The organism is Streptomyces albidicamelliae (assembly GCF_025642175.1).
Taxonomy (GTDB): domain Bacteria; phylum Actinomycetota; class Actinomycetes; order Streptomycetales; family Streptomycetaceae; genus Streptomyces; species Streptomyces albidocamelliae.
On the sequence record NZ_CP106795.1, the window covers coordinates 7,265,849 to 7,280,724 of the forward strand.

The 14,876-nt window shown below is 73.2% G+C and carries 17 protein-coding genes; 9 read left to right on the plus strand and 8 right to left on the minus strand.

Annotated elements, in window-relative coordinates; translation table 11 throughout:
* The first annotated feature begins 57 nt into the window (after positions 1–57).
* Entirely contained in the window at positions 58–1,002 is a 945-nt protein-coding gene (locus N8I86_RS32935; protein ID WP_073891023.1) for a ribose-phosphate diphosphokinase, read from the plus strand.
* Between the two features lie 6 nt (positions 1,003–1,008).
* Here N8I86_RS32935 and N8I86_RS32940 read toward each other — a convergent pair whose 3' ends face one another.
* A complete protein-coding gene (locus N8I86_RS32940) occupies positions 1,009–1,356 on the minus strand; it encodes an anti-sigma factor antagonist (RefSeq protein ID WP_382982776.1) in 348 nt (115 codons plus the stop codon).
* Positions 1,357–1,508: 152 nt separating this feature from the next.
* Positions 1,509–2,459 (minus strand): NADP-dependent oxidoreductase, encoded by a 951-nt coding sequence (locus N8I86_RS32945; RefSeq protein WP_198960355.1) that lies wholly within the window; start codon positions 2,457–2,459, stop codon positions 1,509–1,511.
* Positions 2,460–2,581: 122 nt separating this feature from the next.
* Here N8I86_RS32945 and N8I86_RS32950 point away from each other — a divergent pair, with 122 nt between their 5' ends.
* Entirely contained in the window at positions 2,582–3,427 is an 846-nt protein-coding gene (locus N8I86_RS32950; RefSeq protein WP_073891019.1) for a hypothetical protein, read from the plus strand.
* Positions 3,428–3,431: 4 nt separating this feature from the next.
* Here the strand turns inward: N8I86_RS32950 and N8I86_RS32955 are convergent, their stop codons facing one another.
* Both N8I86_RS32955 and N8I86_RS32960 read right to left on the minus strand, forming a co-directional pair.
* On the minus strand, positions 3,432–5,057 hold the full coding sequence (locus N8I86_RS32955; RefSeq protein WP_073891017.1) for an amidohydrolase: 1,626 nt from the start codon (positions 5,055–5,057) through the stop codon (positions 3,432–3,434).
* A gap of 18 nt (positions 5,058–5,075) precedes the next feature.
* On the minus strand, positions 5,076–6,578 hold the full coding sequence (locus N8I86_RS32960) for an APC family permease (RefSeq protein ID WP_073891016.1): 1,503 nt from the start codon (positions 6,576–6,578) through the stop codon (positions 5,076–5,078).
* Positions 6,579–6,704: 126 nt separating this feature from the next.
* Between N8I86_RS32960 and N8I86_RS32965 the strand changes: the two genes are divergently transcribed.
* The 3 genes from N8I86_RS32965 to N8I86_RS32975 are packed head-to-tail and all read left to right on the plus strand — an operon-like array spanning position 6,705 to position 8,376.
* On the plus strand, positions 6,705–7,424 hold the full coding sequence (locus tag N8I86_RS32965) for a TetR/AcrR family transcriptional regulator (RefSeq protein ID WP_073891014.1): 720 nt from the start codon (positions 6,705–6,707) through the stop codon (positions 7,422–7,424).
* Between the two features lie 43 nt (positions 7,425–7,467).
* Positions 7,468–7,932 (plus strand): pyridoxamine 5'-phosphate oxidase family protein, encoded by a 465-nt coding sequence (locus tag N8I86_RS32970; protein ID WP_073891013.1) that lies wholly within the window; start codon positions 7,468–7,470, stop codon positions 7,930–7,932.
* A 51-nt stretch (positions 7,933–7,983) separates the two neighbouring features.
* A complete protein-coding gene (locus N8I86_RS32975; protein WP_263279434.1) occupies positions 7,984–8,376 on the plus strand; it encodes a VOC family protein in 393 nt (130 codons plus the stop codon).
* A gap of 101 nt (positions 8,377–8,477) precedes the next feature.
* On the opposite strand, the gene N8I86_RS32980 is transcribed toward N8I86_RS32975, so the two are convergent.
* Together N8I86_RS32980 and N8I86_RS32985 are read right to left on the minus strand one after the other, a co-directional pair.
* Entirely contained in the window at positions 8,478–8,780 is a 303-nt protein-coding gene (locus tag N8I86_RS32980; protein WP_073891010.1) for a DUF4235 domain-containing protein, read from the minus strand.
* A 51-nt stretch (positions 8,781–8,831) separates the two neighbouring features.
* Positions 8,832–9,848, minus strand: a complete 1,017-nt coding sequence (locus tag N8I86_RS32985; protein WP_263279435.1) for a glutathione S-transferase family protein — start codon at positions 9,846–9,848, stop codon at positions 8,832–8,834.
* Between the two features lie 97 nt (positions 9,849–9,945).
* On the opposite strand from N8I86_RS32985, the gene N8I86_RS32990 reads away from it, so the two are divergent.
* The gene (locus tag N8I86_RS32990) at positions 9,946–11,085 is read left to right on the plus strand and encodes a cation diffusion facilitator family transporter (protein WP_385326285.1); all 1,140 of its coding nucleotides are present in this window, start codon (positions 9,946–9,948) and stop codon (positions 11,083–11,085) included.
* Positions 11,086–11,165: 80 nt separating this feature from the next.
* Here the strand turns inward: N8I86_RS32990 and N8I86_RS32995 are convergent, their stop codons facing one another.
* Entirely contained in the window at positions 11,166–11,615 is a 450-nt protein-coding gene (locus tag N8I86_RS32995) for a nitroreductase family deazaflavin-dependent oxidoreductase (RefSeq protein WP_073891005.1), read from the minus strand.
* Between the two features lie 302 nt (positions 11,616–11,917).
* Between N8I86_RS32995 and N8I86_RS33000 the strand changes: the two genes are divergently transcribed.
* From N8I86_RS33000 to N8I86_RS33010, 3 genes are read left to right on the plus strand one after another with little or no spacing between them, the layout of a single operon-like run.
* Entirely contained in the window at positions 11,918–13,147 is a 1,230-nt protein-coding gene (locus N8I86_RS33000) for a cytochrome P450 (protein ID WP_263279436.1), read from the plus strand.
* A 12-nt stretch (positions 13,148–13,159) separates the two neighbouring features.
* Positions 13,160–13,360: a ferredoxin gene (locus N8I86_RS33005; RefSeq protein ID WP_073891002.1), complete on the plus strand. Its 201-nt coding sequence runs from the start codon at positions 13,160–13,162 to the stop codon at positions 13,358–13,360.
* A gap of 45 nt (positions 13,361–13,405) precedes the next feature.
* On the plus strand, positions 13,406–13,939 hold the full coding sequence (locus N8I86_RS33010; RefSeq protein WP_073891001.1) for a flavoprotein: 534 nt from the start codon (positions 13,406–13,408) through the stop codon (positions 13,937–13,939).
* Positions 13,940–13,982: 43 nt separating this feature from the next.
* On the opposite strand, the gene N8I86_RS33015 is transcribed toward N8I86_RS33010, so the two are convergent.
* Entirely contained in the window at positions 13,983–14,834 is an 852-nt protein-coding gene (locus N8I86_RS33015; RefSeq protein ID WP_073890999.1) for an endo alpha-1,4 polygalactosaminidase, read from the minus strand.
* Positions 14,835–14,876 lie beyond the last annotated feature (42 nt).

Here is a 14,876-nt window from a genome sequence, read left to right on the forward strand (position 1 = left end):
GTGCGGCGCCAGTAGCATGACGGCCCAGACCCCTGCCGATCATGCGAGGAGCGGATCGTGCGAGACATCGCCGTCTTCAGCGGCAGCGCCCACCCCGGCCTGGCCGAGGAGGTCTGCGCTCACCTCGGGGTGCCGCTCAGTCCCACCCGGGTGAGCAGGTTCGCGAACGACTGTCTGGAGGTGCAGCTTCAGGCCAACTGCCGGGAGCGGGACGTCTTCCTGATCCAGCCCCTGGTCACGCCGGTGCAGGAGCATCTGGTGGAGCTGCTGCTGATGTGTGACGCCGCCCGCGGCGCCTCGGCGGGGCGTATCACCGTGGTCATGCCGCACTACTCCTACGCGCGCTCCGACAAGAAGGACGCCCCGCGCATCTCCATCGGCGGGCGGCTGGTCGCCGACCTCATGGTCGCCGCGGGCGCGAGCCGGGTGCTCGCCATGACCTTGCACTCCCCGCAGGTGCACGGCTTCTTCTCGGTGCCGGTCGACCATCTGCACGCCCTGCGCGAACTGGCCGCGCACTTCAGGCAGTACGACCTGTCCCGCACCACGGTCGTCTCGCCGGACCTCGGCAACGCGAAGGAGGCCGCAGCGTTCGCCCGCCGGATCGGCGCCGGCGTGGCGGCCGGTGCCAAGCAGCGCTACGCGGACGACCGGGTGACCATCAGCTCCGTCATCGGCGACGTCGCCGGACGGGACGTCATCGTGCTGGACGACGAGATCGCCAAGGGCAGCACCGTGCTGGAACTCCTGGACCGGCTGCGGGAGTCCCGGCCGCGGTCGATCCGGGTGGCGTGCACGCACGGTCTGTTCGCGGCGGGCGCGCTGAAACGGCTGAGCGAGCAGCCGGACGTCCTGGAGATCGTCTGCACCAACACCGTGCCGATCCCCGAGGCCGAGCACGCGGAGAAGCTGCGTGTGCTGTCCATCGCGCCGGCCCTCGCCGAGGCCGTGCGCCGGATCCACGACGGCGAATCGGTCAGCGCCCTGTTCGAGGAGGCGTAGCCCGCGTCACACGGATCCGGACGCCGCCTCGGCCTCGGCCAGGGCGGCGTCCGGCGTGGCGTGCGGCGGCAGCAGCCGGGTGAGGCCGGTCACCCGGAACACGCGCAGGGTCAGCGGGTGCGTGCACACGAGATGCACCCGCCCGCCGCGCTCCAGCACCCGCGTCCGCGCCCGGTGCAGCAGCCGCAGCCCCGAGCAGTCGAAGAACTCCACACGCCGCAGGTCGATCAGGATCCGTTCGCCGGGGCGGCCCGTGACCAGATCGAGGACCGGCACGATCTCCGCCGCCGCGGCGATGTCGATCTCGCCCCGGAACTCCAGGACCGTGTGCGCCCGGTAGGCGTACACACGCACATGCCGTGTGAGAGGTACAGGCTCGTGTCGCACCCCGCCACCACCTCCCACCCGTTCCCGGACGCCGGTGCCCCGATCGTCAAGTTACCCTCGATGGAAGGAATTTGAGCATGTTCGATTGACATATGTCTTCGAGTTTGGCGCGTGTCGTGTCAGTCGACGATCAGCACCAGCTTGCCCGTCGTGCGCCCGGTGTCCCCGAGCTCGTGCGCCTTGGCCGCCTCGGCCAGCGGGAACGTCCCGGCGATCGTGGCACGCAGCCTCCCGGACCCGGCGAGCTCCGCGACCGCCCGCATCCCGGCCCGGTCCGCGTCCACCAGCATGCGCACCGCCCGTACACCGAGCCGCTCGGCCTCCTCGAAGAAGTCCGCCGAGCCCACCGGCAGGATCGACACCACGATGCCGCCCGGCCGCAGCGTCCGCAGGGACCGCACGGACGTGTCGCCGCCCAGCGTGTCCAGCACGACGTCGACGTCCCGCACCACCTCCGTGACGTCCGTGGTGCGGTAGTCGACCGGCTCGTCCACCCCGAGCTCCCGCAGGAAGCCGTGCTTGCCCGCGCTCGCCGTGCCGATCACGTACGCGCCCCGCTCCTTGGCGATCCGGACGGCCACGTGGCCGACCCCGCCTGCCGCCGCGTGGACCAGCACCCGCTGCCCGGGCCGTACGTCGGCGTGCTCGGTCAGGGCCTGCCAGGCGGTCAGGGACACCAGCGGCAGCGCGCCCGCCTGCACGTGGTCGAGCGAGGCCGGCTTGCGCGTCAGGGCGCGGACCGGGGCGATCACGTACTCGGCGTGCGAACCGTGGCCGTACGGATAGGGCAGCATGCCGAAGACCTCGTCACCGGGCCGGAAGGCGGCCACGCCGATGCCGGTCGCGGCGACCTCGCCGGAGACGTCCCAGCCGAGGACGAAGGGAGGCTCGCCCAGGAATCCGCCGGTCGCCCGGTGCTTCCAGTCGGTGGGGTTCAGCCCGGCGGCCCGCACCCGCACCAGCACCTGGTTCGGCCCCGGCTCCGGCCGCTCCACACGTACTTCCCGCAACACCTCGGGGCCGCCGAGGACGTCCTGGCTGATGGCTCGCATCGTGGTCACATCGCTCATGGTCACCCAGCCTGCCCCGATCGGCGCGCCCGGAGAACGCCACGCGCCGCCGGGCGTGCGAACGTTCCCGCCCGGTCCGGCGTCGAAGGGGCGCACACGGCACCGGAGAAGAGGGGCGGGACATGCGCGGAGGACTGGTGGCGCTGGCGGTACTGACGGCTGTGGCGGCGGCGGGGTGCGACGACGGCCCCCGGCCCGACCTGGTGCTGAAGGGCACCCCGCCGGCCGCCCCCTACGGCGGGCCGCTCGACGTGCCCACCCGGGAGACCGACGAGAGCGGCCCCCGGGCGCTCCTCCTGGCGTCCGGGGCCGCCGGCCGGGCGCTGGAGTGCGACGGGGAGATCTTCGACGGCTCGGGCCCCGACGGCTGGAGCAGGTCCGACGGAGGGGCCACCCCCACGGAGGGACTCGCCCTCTATTTCGACATGTTCCAGCCGGAGGAGCCAGACCACGGCTACCGCGTGGAACGCAAGGAGCGGGACCGGGTGCTGTACTCCTACGACGTCGGCGGCCGGACCAAGGTGGCGGTCGTGGTGGCCAGGGACCAGAAGGACCGGCCCGGCTGGGGCCCCGAGACCAGCGCCGCCTGCGACCCGGCCGAACTCCCCGAGAGCTTCACCGCCACCACCGACTGGCAGATCTGGACGGACCGCGCCGGCCGCAGGGTCCCGGTGAGCCGCCTGAGGAGCTCGACGGGACCGGAGCACTGCGGCTGGCAGTCGGCCTCCTTCCTCCGTCTGGAGGACCGGACGTACGCCCGCGACCCCGACGGGGTGCTCCACCGGGACGGCCTGCTCCCGAAGCCGTACCGCGCGAAGGTCCGGATGCCCGCCGGCGCCCACGACACCGGCTACCACCGCCGGGGCCGGCGGCTGTGGCTGACGGACGGCCGTGCGACCGCCTACGTCCGCACGGCCGCCGGCGTGGAGGCGTGGCCGTTGCTGAAGGAGGGCGTCGGCTGCGACTGAGCGGTCACCCGGCCGCGAACACCCGCTCGCCGCCGACATAGGTGAGGGCCACGGCCGTCTCCGCGATCGCCTCCGGCGGCCCGGCGAACGGGTCGCGGTCCAGGACCACCAGGTCGGCGAGCGCCCCTGCGGCCACCCGGCCGGTGTCGTCCAGATGGTTCACATACGCCGAGCCGGCCGTGTACGCCGTGAGCGCGTCCGCGAGGGCCAGCCGTTCGTCCGGCAGGAACACGGGCCGCGAGCCGCCTGGTTCGACCCGGTTGACCGCGACATGGACGCCCTGGAGCGGATCGGGGCTGCTCACCGGCCAGTCGCTGCCCGCCGCCAGCCGCGCGCCGGAGCGCAGCAGCGCGGCGAACGGGTACTGCCAGGCGGTCCGTTCCGGTCCGAGGAAGGGGATCGTCAACTCGTCCATCTGCGGCTCGTGCGCGGCCCACAGCGGCTGGATGTTGGCCGTGGCCCCGAGCCGGGCGAACCGGGGCACGTCGTCCGGGTGCACCACCTGGAGATGCGCGAGGTGCGGCCGGGTGTCGCTCGGCCCGTTGGCGGCGCGGGCGGCCTCTACGGCGTCCAGGGCGTCCCGTACGGCCCGGTCGCCCAGCGCGTGGAAGTGGCACTGGAAGCCGAGCGCGTCCAGCTCGGTGACGAAGGCGGGCAGCCGCTCCGGGTCGATGAAGCTCTTGCCGCGGTTGGCGGTGGCGCAGCCGCACCGGTCCAGGTAGGGGTCCAGCAGCGCGGCCGTGTGGTTCTCGGCGACGCCGTCCAGCATCAGCTTCACCGTCCCGGCCCGGAACCGTCCCTGGCTCAGCGCGTCCCGGCGGGCCACGAGCTCGGGGATCTGCTCGGCCCCGCGCTCGCGGTCCCACCACAGGGCACCCCGGACCCGGGCGGTGAGCGTGCCCTCCCGCGCGGCGGTGCGGTACGCCTCGGCCGGGTCGTCCATGCCGAGGAAGTCGCCGATCAGCGCGTCCTGCCAGGCGGTGATGCCGAGCGCGTGCAGGTGCCGCTGAGCGTGCAGCAGCGCGGCCAGCCGGTCCGCGGGGGTGGCGGCCGGTGTGAGCCGGCCCACCAGCTGCATCGCTCCTTCCTGGAGCGTGCCGCCGGGCTCGCCGGAGGCGTCCCGCTCGATCCGCCCGTCTGCCGGGTCGGGAGTGTGCCGGTCGATGCCGGCCAGCTCCAGCGCACGGCTGTTGACCCAGGCGCCGTGGTGGTCCCGGTTGGGCAGGTACACCGGACGGTCCGGGACCACCGCGTCCAGCAGCTCCTTCGTGGGAATGCCGCCGGCGAAGGCCTCCATGGACCACCCACCGCCGAGAATCCACTTCCGCTCGGGGTGGGCGTCGGCGTAGGCACGGACGGCGGCCACGGTGTCCTCGGCCGTCGTCGCGCCGCTCAGGTCGCACCGGGACAGCTCGAGGCCGGCCGGCACCGGGTGGACGTGCGCGTCCTGGAAGCCCGGCAGCAGCAGCCGCCCGGCGAGGTCGACCACCTCCGTACGGGGCCCGGCGAGTTCGCGTACCTCGGCACGGCCGACAGCGGTGATCCGGTCGCCGGTGACGGCGACGGCGGTCGCCGTACGGCCCTCGGGAGTGAGGACGGGGCCGCCGGTGAAGAGGAGATCAGCGTGCATGATGCCTTTCCTTCAAGGTCAGTTGGAGGTGGTCAGGAGCTGCGGGGAGTCGGCGTCGGTGCCCTCGCCCGTGCGGAAGTACGCCGAACCGCGCACCCACTTCGCCCACGCGGCCGCGAGGACCCCGGAGAGGATCATGGCCAGCGGCATGAGCAGCAGGAACCAGCCGTTGTCCGCGCTGACCTCGAAATGGTCGGCGGAGGTGTAGAAGGACCAGCCGAGGTACCCGCCGAGGCCCAGCAGGGCGACGGCGCTGAGTGCGGGCAGCACCACCGCCCGCACCCCCTGGCGGAAGTCCTCCCGCAGCAGCGACCGGAAACGGGCCGCGGCCGCGAGCGCGGTGAGCGCGTACGACAGCGCCACGACGATCCCCACGGCGTTCACCGTCGCCATGATCATGTCGGCGAGGCGCGGGATCACCAGGGCGAGCACCGCCACCACCGTGGCCAGGGCCCCGATCAGCAGCGTGCCGGCCGCCGGTGTGCCGTACCGCGGACTGATCCTGGACCACACCGGTCCGAGGGTGCGGTCCCGGCTCATGGCGAACATCCCGCGCGCCGTCGGGATGACCCCGGCCTGGAGCGAGGCCACCGCCGAGAACATCAGCGCCACCAGGGGCAGGGCGGCCAGCGGCTGCGCGGCGAGCCGGTCGCCGAAGTACGCCAGCCCCTCCGCCCCGTGTCCGGCCAGCTCGGGCTCGGACAGCACCCGCTGGAAGGCGACCGAGCCGAGCAGGAACAGCCCCAGCATCGTGACCAGGGTGATCAGCCCGGCCCGGGAGGCGTCCCTCGGGTCCCGCACCTCCTCGTTCACGGTGAACGCCGCCTCGAAGCCCCAGTAGCAGAACACCGACAGCAGCAGCCCCTGCGCCAGCGCGCTCGCCGAGGGGATCGCGAACGGATCGAACCAGGAGAGGCGGAAGGGATGCGGCCCGGTGACGATGCCGTAGGCGCAGAAGCCCAGCAGCACGGCGTACTCGAAGACCAGCAGCCACGTCTGCAGTCTGGCCGCGGTGCGCACACCGGTCACGGCGGTGAGCGTGACCGCGACCAGGACGACGATGCCCACCAGCGTCGTCTGCGCGGTCGAGCCCGGGTCCAGGGCGAGCGAGCCGACGCGGTGCACCCCCGCGTCCCCGGCCAGCTGCAGCAGCGCGGAGCCGGTGACCGCCGTGGTGTAGGCGAGGAAGGCCACGCTCGCCACGATGTTGACCCAGCCGACCGTGAAGCCCAGCCAGGGGCTCAGCGATCGGCCCACCCACACGTAGCCGTTGCCCGCGTTCGGTTCCACCCGGTTCAGCCGGGAGAAGGCGCCGGCGATGCCGAGCACCGGCAGGAACGCCAGCAGCATGATGGCCGGCAGGTGCAGGCCGACCACCCCGGCGGTCACACCGAGGCCGATGCCGATGCTGGTGGTCGCCGCCGTGCTGGACGCGGCGACAGCCACGCCGTCCAGCACGCTCAGGGACCTGCGCAGCTCGGGCCGCGCGGGGGGATCCACACCGAAGGGGCTGTCGCTCATGGCCGGCTCTCCGCTCGCACCAGGGGGCCCGGACGGGCCCCGGTGACCGCAGATGAAACCGTCCGGCCGCTTCACAGGTCAACGGTGTTGTCATAAGGTGCCGGGCAACCCCGAGGGAGGCCGCCCGTGAGCGAACGCGTCGTCCCGCCCGCCGAACGCCGGCGCAGGCGGCCCACCAAGCAGGGCGTCGTCCTCTCCGAGGAACTGATCGTGCGGACCGCGCTCCGGCTGATCGAGGAGCACGGCGCCGACGCGCTCTCCGTGCGCCGGCTCGGCCGGGCGCTCGGCGCCGACCCCAGCTCCCTGTACCGGTACTTCCGGCACACGGACGACCTGATGCTGGCCGTCGCCGACGAGCTCATCGGCCGCACCCTGCGCTCCTGGCGCCCCACCGGAGACTGGGCGGCGGACCTGCGCGACCTCGGAATGCGCATGCACGCGGGCGCCCTCGCGCACCCCCGCGCCGCCGTGCTCGGCGCGCACCGCGTCACCGGGCGCACGCACGAGATCCAGGCCGTGGAGAGCATCCTGCGCGTGCTGCGCGAGGCCGGGTTCCCGGACCCGGAGGCGGTGCGGATCTACCACGCGTTCGTGGACCAGGCCCTCGCCTTCGGCGCCCTGGACTCCGCGGGCACCTCGCTGCCGCGGGCCGCCCGCGACGCCGAGACCGAGGTGTGGCGGACGACGTACGGCCGGCTGCCCGCCGACACCCATCCGCACATCGCGGCCACCGCCCGCCACCTCGCCGCCACCATGCGGCGCAGTTCCTACCCGGCCGCCCTGGAACTCCTCCTCGAAGCCGCCCGGACACGCCTCGATCACCTTCGTGCGGAGACCGGAGGATGACGGACACACTGGAGGCCATCCGCACCCGAGGAGGCCGTACGCCATGACCGAAGCGCCCGCCCGCTCCGCCGAACAGCGCAAGAAGGACACCCTCCACCGGCTGGAGCACGACGTCGACGCCTGGGTGGCCACCGCCGGCCCCGACGGCGGCGCCCCTTACCTCGTCCCGCTGTCCTTCGTGTGGGACGGCACCGTGCTGCTGATCGCCACCCCCGCCGAGAGCCCCACCGGCCGCAATCTCGTGGCCACCGGCACGGCCCGCCTCGGCATCGGCCCGACCCGCGACGTCGTCATGATCGAGGGGACCGTCCGCGCGGTGACGCCCGAGGACCTGCCCGAGGAGGACGCCGAGGTCTTCGCCGGGAAGACCGGCTTCGACCCGCGTCGACTGACCACCCGCTACCTGTACTTCACCGTCCTGCCGCAGCGCGTCCAGGCCTGGCGCGAGGCGGACGAGCTGCCGGGCAGGGAGCTCATGCGCGACGGGCGGTGGCTGCTCGCCGACTGAATCGGGAGGCCGGGGATAAGCGCAGGGAAGAGGAGACCCCCGGGAGGAAGCATGGCACTGGTGAAAGCGGGCGTCCTGGTCCTGGACTGCGCCGAACCCGAGAAACTCGCCGATTTCTACAAGGAGTTGCTGGAGGGTGAGCAGACGGACGCGTCCGCCAACCTCGTGGAGATACGGGGCGCGGACGGCGTCCGGCTGGCCTTCCGCCGCGACGTGAACGCGACCCCGCCCAGCTGGCCCCGCCCGGAGAACTCGCTCCAGGTCCATCTCGACTTCCTGGTCGAGGACCTGGACGAGGCGGAGCGCCGGGTGGTGGGGCTCGGCGGCCGGCCCATCGAGGCGCGGGACGCGGCCGGCCCCTACGAGGAGCGCGGCTACTCCGATCCCGCCGGGCACTCCTTCACCCTGCGCATGCTCCCCAGCAGGGCGCCCAAGCAGGGGTGACGGTGCCGGGCACGGGGTGACGCCCCTGAGCCCCGCCGGACAGGACAAGGGGGGCGCCTCCCGGGCCGTGACCACGGACCGGGAGGGCCCCCGCGCGAGACTCAGTCCCGGCCGCCCTTGTCGGCCGACGGCCACACGCCCGTCGACCGCTCGATGGCTTTCGCGCCCGTGCGGTCCACGGCGCTGCGCACCACCGCGAAGATGGCGCCCTGGACCGCCGCCGCCAGCAGGATCTCGCCCCAGCCCCGGTCCGGGTCCAGGGCGTCCGGAGCGTCGTCCTCGTGCCGGATCGCCTTCCACGCCTGCCGGAACGCCATGCCGGCCAGCGCGCCGCCCGCCCAGCTGAGCACGAACCCGACCGGCTTGTAGGCGAGAGGGAGTTTCTTCTTCTTGTTCTTGGCCATGTCTGACTCCTTCCTCGTCATGCCGCCCTCATGTTCCTCGTCGGGCCACCTTCATGCGGGCCGTCCCGCCGGAGCGACTCGTTCGCCCTCCGGCACCGGACCCGGCGCCGTACCGTCGCCGAACGGCCTGCCGCCCAGCTCCTGACGGTGATGAGGGGTCAGCCAGCCGGCCAGATCCGGTCCGAGCGGCACGATGCCGGTGGGGTTGATGCCCGTGTGCACCTGGTAGTAGTGCCGCTTGATGTGGTCGAAGTCGACGGTGTCGCCGAACCCGGGCGTCTGGAACAGGTCCCTGGCGTAGGCCCACAGCACCCGGTTCTCGGCCAGCTTCCAGCGATTGCACTTGAAGTGGCCGTGGTAGACGGCGTCGAACCGGACCAGCGTGGTGAACAGCCGGATGTCGGCCTCGGTGAGGGTGTCGCCGACCAGGTACCGCTGCCCGGCCAGCCGCTCCGCCAGCAGTTCCAGCCGCCGGAACAGCGCCGTGCACGCCTCCTCGTACCGCTTCTGCTCGTTGGCGAACCCGGCGCGGTACACACCGTTGTTGACGTCCCGGTAGACGTCGGCCATCACCTCGTCGATCTCGGCGCGCCGGGACGCCGGGTACAGGTCCGGCGCGCCCTCCCGGTGCAGGGCCGTCCACTCGGTCGCCAGGTCCAGGGTGAGCTGCTGGTAGTCGTTGGTGACCAGCCGCCCGCTCGGGACGTCCACGACCGCGGGCACGCTCACCCCGCCCGGGTAGTCCGTCTCCCGGCGGTCGTAGGCCTCGCTCAGGAAGCGGATGCCGAGCACCGGATCGCGGCCGTCCGGATCCAGGGTGAACCGCCAGCTGCGGTCGTCCTGGATCGGGTCGGCCACCGCCATCGGCAGGGCGTCCTCCAGACCGAGCAGCCGGCGCGAGACCACCGCCCGGCTCGCCCACGGACAGGCACGGGAGACCACCAGCCGGTACCGGCCCGCCGTCACCGGCCAGCCGTCCCGGCCGTCGGCGGTGATGCGGTCCGTGAAATGGCTTCGGGACCTGGAGAACGTCGTATGGCCGTATGCGCTGTTGCCGTCGCCGCCCATCGCTCCTCCTCGCGGGCCGGGGCTTCCGTGCAACGCGTTCCCCGTTTTCGGCCGGTCGCACGGTGTGATCCGGACTCACGGGGGCAGTCGGCGAAGGGTGAGTGGGACATCCTCGGAACGGGAGACGGCCGCACGGACGGCCGAGGAGCACGACACGGCACCCGAGCGCCCTCCGGCGCACGGCGAGGCCGGGAGGCCGGACGCCACGGGCGGGGCCGCGGGTGCGGCACCGGGCGGCGACGGCGGCCCGGAGGCGGCGGACGGCGGCAAGGACCCCTCGAAGGACGACCGGCACACCAAGGTGACCGTCCTCGTGGCGCTGGCCGCCAACCTGGTCATCGCCGTGGCCAAGGCCGTCGGCGGTGTCCTCGCCGGCTCGCCCGCGCTGCTGTCGGAGGCCGCGCACTCGGTCGCCGACAGCCTCAACGAAGTGTTCCTGCTGGCCGCGCTGCGCCGCAGCCGCCGCCCCGCCGACGAGCGGCACCCCTTCGGCTACGGCAAGGAGCGCTTCTTCTGGTCGCTCCTCGCGGCCGTCGGCATCTTCGTCATGGGCGGCTGCTTCTCCTTCTTCCAGGGCTTCGAGGCGCTGCAGGCGAACACCGAGGAGAAGTTCAGCGGCTACGTGGCCGGACTGATCGTGCTCGGAGTGGCCCTGCTCGCCGAGGGTGTCTCGCTGTTGCGCGCCCTGCACCAGGTGCGCCGGCAGGGCGGGGGGCTCGGCGCGATGCGCGACCCCGCCCTGCGCACCGTGGTCGCCGAGGACGGCACGGCGGTCCTCGGCGTGACCCTCGCGATCATCGGAATGGCCCTGCACATGGTGACGGGGCAGGTGGTGTGGGAGGCGTCCGCCTCGCTGGCCATCGGTGTCCTGCTGGTCTACGTCGCCTACCGGCTCGGCCGCGACGCCCGCGACCAGCTCATCGGCGAGGCCGCCGACCCGGAGCAGAGCGCACGGATCCGGTCGCTGCTCGAGGCGCAGCCCGAGATCGACAGCGTGGAGGCGCTGTTCACCATGAAGATGGGCCTCGACTCCACCCTGGTGGCCGCACGCATCGACCTGATGCCCGGGCTGGACAGCGAGCGCGTGGAAGAGGTCTCCGTCCGCATCAAGCGGTCGCTGGCCCGGACCTTCCCGGAGACCGACCAGATCTTCCTCGACGTGACCGACCGCACCGACGGCGACGCACGGGAGACACAGAAGGGCCCCGCCGCGACGGGGGAACGCGGCGGGGCCTGAACGACGGGTGCCCGCCCGGAACCCGCTTCACACCTGGGGCGGGCACGGATTTCTCCGCGACGGACGGGCACCGCACCCGCTCAGTTCGCGCCGGTACGCTCCAGCACGAAGACGGGGATCTCCCGTGACGTCTTCTCCTGGTAGTCGGCGTACGGCGGGTAGGCGGCGACGGCCCGCTCCCACCACTCGGCCTTCTCCTGCCCGGTGACCTCGCGGGCCCGCATGTCCTGCTTGACCGGGCCGTCCTGCAGCTCGACGTGCGGGTCGGCCTTGACGTTGAAGTACCAGACCGGATGCGTGGGCGCCCCGCCCTGGGAGGCGACCACGGCGTACGCGCCCCCGTGCTCCACCCGCATCAGCGGTGTCTTGCGGATCTTCCCGCTCTTCGCACCCCGGGTGGTCAGCAGGATCACCGGCAGCCCGGTGTCGAGCAGGGTCGTGCCCCGCGTTCCGCCGGAGCTCTCGTACAGCTCGACCTGCTCGCGCACCCACTGGGCCGGGCTGGGCTCGTACTCGCCCTCAAGAGGCATGGAATCGGTCTCCTTCGTCGGTCCGACCTGCGTCCGTCACCAGTTTTGACACCCGTGACCCGGGAATCATCCGTTACGCGGGTCGCTTCGGCCGACCGGGTGACACCTCCCCGGGGCGGACACCCCTGCCGACCGGGCCCGTTCCCGCACCGGGACCTGGCCGGTTCCGGCCCCCGCGGGCCCCGCCCTTCGGCCAGATCCCGCGGATCACCGAAGTGGCCGAACTTGCCGTCGCCCCTTAGGTGCCCGGGGCATCTAATGAAGATCGGCACGACGCACTTCTTCGTCTGCGAGGTCTTTCCATGACGGAACTGAAGGACAGCACCGGCCCGGCGACCGCGGCCGCCCCCGTCGCCTTCCCCCAGGACCGCACCTGCCCCTACCAGCCGCCCACCGGGTACGACCCGCTGCGCGACGGACGCCCCCTGTCCCGCGTCACCCTCTACGACGGCCGCGAGGTGTGGCTGGTCACCGCACAGGCCACCGCCCGCTCGCTGCTCGCCGACCCCCGCCTGTCCACCGACCGGAGCCACCCCGGTTTCCCCATCCCCAGCGAGCGCTTCGCGGGCGCCCGGGACCGGCGGGTGGCCCTGCTCGGGGCGGACGACCCCGAACACCAACGGCAGCGGCGGATGATGATCCCGTCGTTCACCGTCAAACGGGCGGCCGCCCTGCGGCCCTGGATCCAGCGGATCGTGGACGAGCTGCTGGACGCCATGATCGCGCAGGGACCGCCCGCCGAACTGGTCTCCGCCTTCGCGCTGCCGGTGCCCTCGACGGTGATCTGCGGCCTGCTCGGCGTGCCGTACGCCGACCACACGTTCTTCGAGGAACAGTCGCGCAGGCTGCTGCGCGGGCCGACGGCCGCCGACACCCAGGACGCCCGCGACCGGCTGGAGGAGTACCTCGGCGGGCTGATCGACCGTAAGGCCGAGGCGGCCGGGCCGGGCGACGGCATCCTCGACGACCTCGTCCACCACGAGCTCCGCGACGGCGCGCTGGACCGCGCCGAACTCCTGTCCCTGGCCCTCATCCTGCTGGTCGCGGGCCATGAGACGACCGCCAACATGATCTCCCTGGGCACCTACACCCTGCTGCGGCACCCCGCCCGCCTCGCCGAACTGCGCGCCGACCCGGAGCTGCTGCCCACGGTCGTGGAGGAGCTCCTGCGGATGCTGTCGATCGCCGAGGGGCTGGCGCGCGTCGCCCTGGCGGACATCGACGTGGACGGCACCACGATCCGGGAGGGGGAGGGCGTGCTCTTCTCGACCTCCGTGATCAACCGGGACGCGTCCCTCTACGAGGAACCCGACAGCCTGGACTTCCACCGCTCCGTCCGCCGGCACGTGGCGTTCGGCTTCGGCATCCACCAGTGCCTCGGCCAGAACCTGGCCCGCGTGGAACTGGAGATCGCCCTCGGCGCCCTGTTCGCCCGGCTGCCCGGGCTGCGGCTGGCCGCACCCGCCGAGGAAATCCCCTGGAAACCCGGCGACACGATCCAGGGGATGCTGGAACTCCCCGTGACCTGGTAAGAGGCTCGAGCCATGCACATCGAGATCGACAGGGACGTCTGCATCGGCGCCGGTCAGTGCGCGCTGGCCGCGCCGCGCGTGTTCACCCAGGACGACGACGGATACAGCACACTGCTGCCCGGCCGCGAGGACGGCGCGGGCGACGCGATGGTCCGGGAGGCCGTACGCGCCTGCCCGGTACACGCCATCACCCTGCCGGAGTCCGCCGGCTGACCGCCCGCCGGGCCGCTGGCCCGGCACCCTCAGTAGGGTTCCCGGATGACCGAACGCGCCGAGAAGCCCTTCCTGTACGTCGTCGTCTGCGCGGCCGGCATCGCCTCGGGCGTGCCCGAGCTGATCCGCGCCGCCCAGGCACGGGACTGGGCGGTCGGGGTCATCGCCACGCCGGTCGCGATGGGCGGGTTCTTCGACGCCGGCGCGGTCGAGGCACGCACCGGCCGGCCCGTCCGGTCGGCGTGGCGCTCCCCGGCCGATCCCCGTCCGTTCCCGCCGCCGGACGCCGTGGTGGTGGCGCCCGCCACCTTCAACACCCTCAACAAGTGGGCCGCCGGCCTCGCCGACACCCTCGCCGTCGGCACCCTGTGCGAGGCCGCGGGCCTGGGCGTGCCGATCGCCGTCCTGCCCTGCGTGGCCGACGCGCTGGCCGCCCATCCCGCCTACCGGGAGAGCCTGACCCGGCTGCGCGGTATGGGCGTGCGCTTCGGCGAGCCCTTCACCGGCGAACCCGGGCCCGACGGCGGGCACCCGCGGTTCGCCTGGGAGCGGGCGCTGGACCTGCTGGACGCGCCCTGACGCAAGGACGGCGGCGACCGCCCGCCGGCCCGGCCGGCGCGGGCTAGCGCGTCCTGCGGACGTACCCCGCGCTGCCCGGCGTGGAGACGTCCCGGTCACGGCGGACGATGCTCAGCCGGCCGCCCCAGCGGGCGAGCGCCGAGCGCAGGCCGCCGTCGGTGTACTCGATGTCCACGACCCGGTCGTCGAACGCCTTCGCGTACACCCCGCACTCGTCGTACTGCCCGCACTCCTCCGCCACCGCGAAGTCCAGCCCGGCCCGCTCGCTCCGCCCGGCCAGTTCGGCGGTGTTCTTCTGCGCGACGGCCAGGTGCCGGGCGTGCGCGTGCCGGGAGACCAGCGCCATGAACGCGGTGGCGTCCCGCGCGGTGAGCAGGCCGTCGGAGCGGGTGTAACTGTCGTAGTTGTCCGGCTCGACGGCGTCGAAGCCCTTCTCCGCGCAGCCGTCGATCCACCGGCCGACCCGCCGCGCCACCCGCTCCCGCTTCCGGGGGGTGCGCAGGTCGAGCAGCGGCTCGTGCCAGTCCTCGTCGATGACGACCCGGCCGCGCGCGTCGCGCAGGAGCAGGTCGGCCGGCCAGGACGCGCGTTCGGCGGGCTGGGCCTGGAAGGCGTTGACGTAGCAGATGTTGTACAGGCCCGGCGCGGGGGAGTCGGACCGGTCGCGGCTGACGATCCGCACGCCCTTCGGCGGGGGATAGGCACCGCCGATCTGGTAGTCGAATCCGGCACCGCGCGGCGGCAGCCGAACCGAGGCGGGCGCGGCCGGGCCGCTCTTCCCGTCGCCGCCGGGAGCGCACCCGGCAAGGAGCGGGACGGTGACGGCCAGGGCGGCCGACAGGGCGACCAGGGACGTCCGGGAAACCGTGGCGCGGGAAGCACCCTTCGGGGGCAAGTCTGCTCCGTCCTGCCCACGCCGGGCGGCGCGGCACGTGCC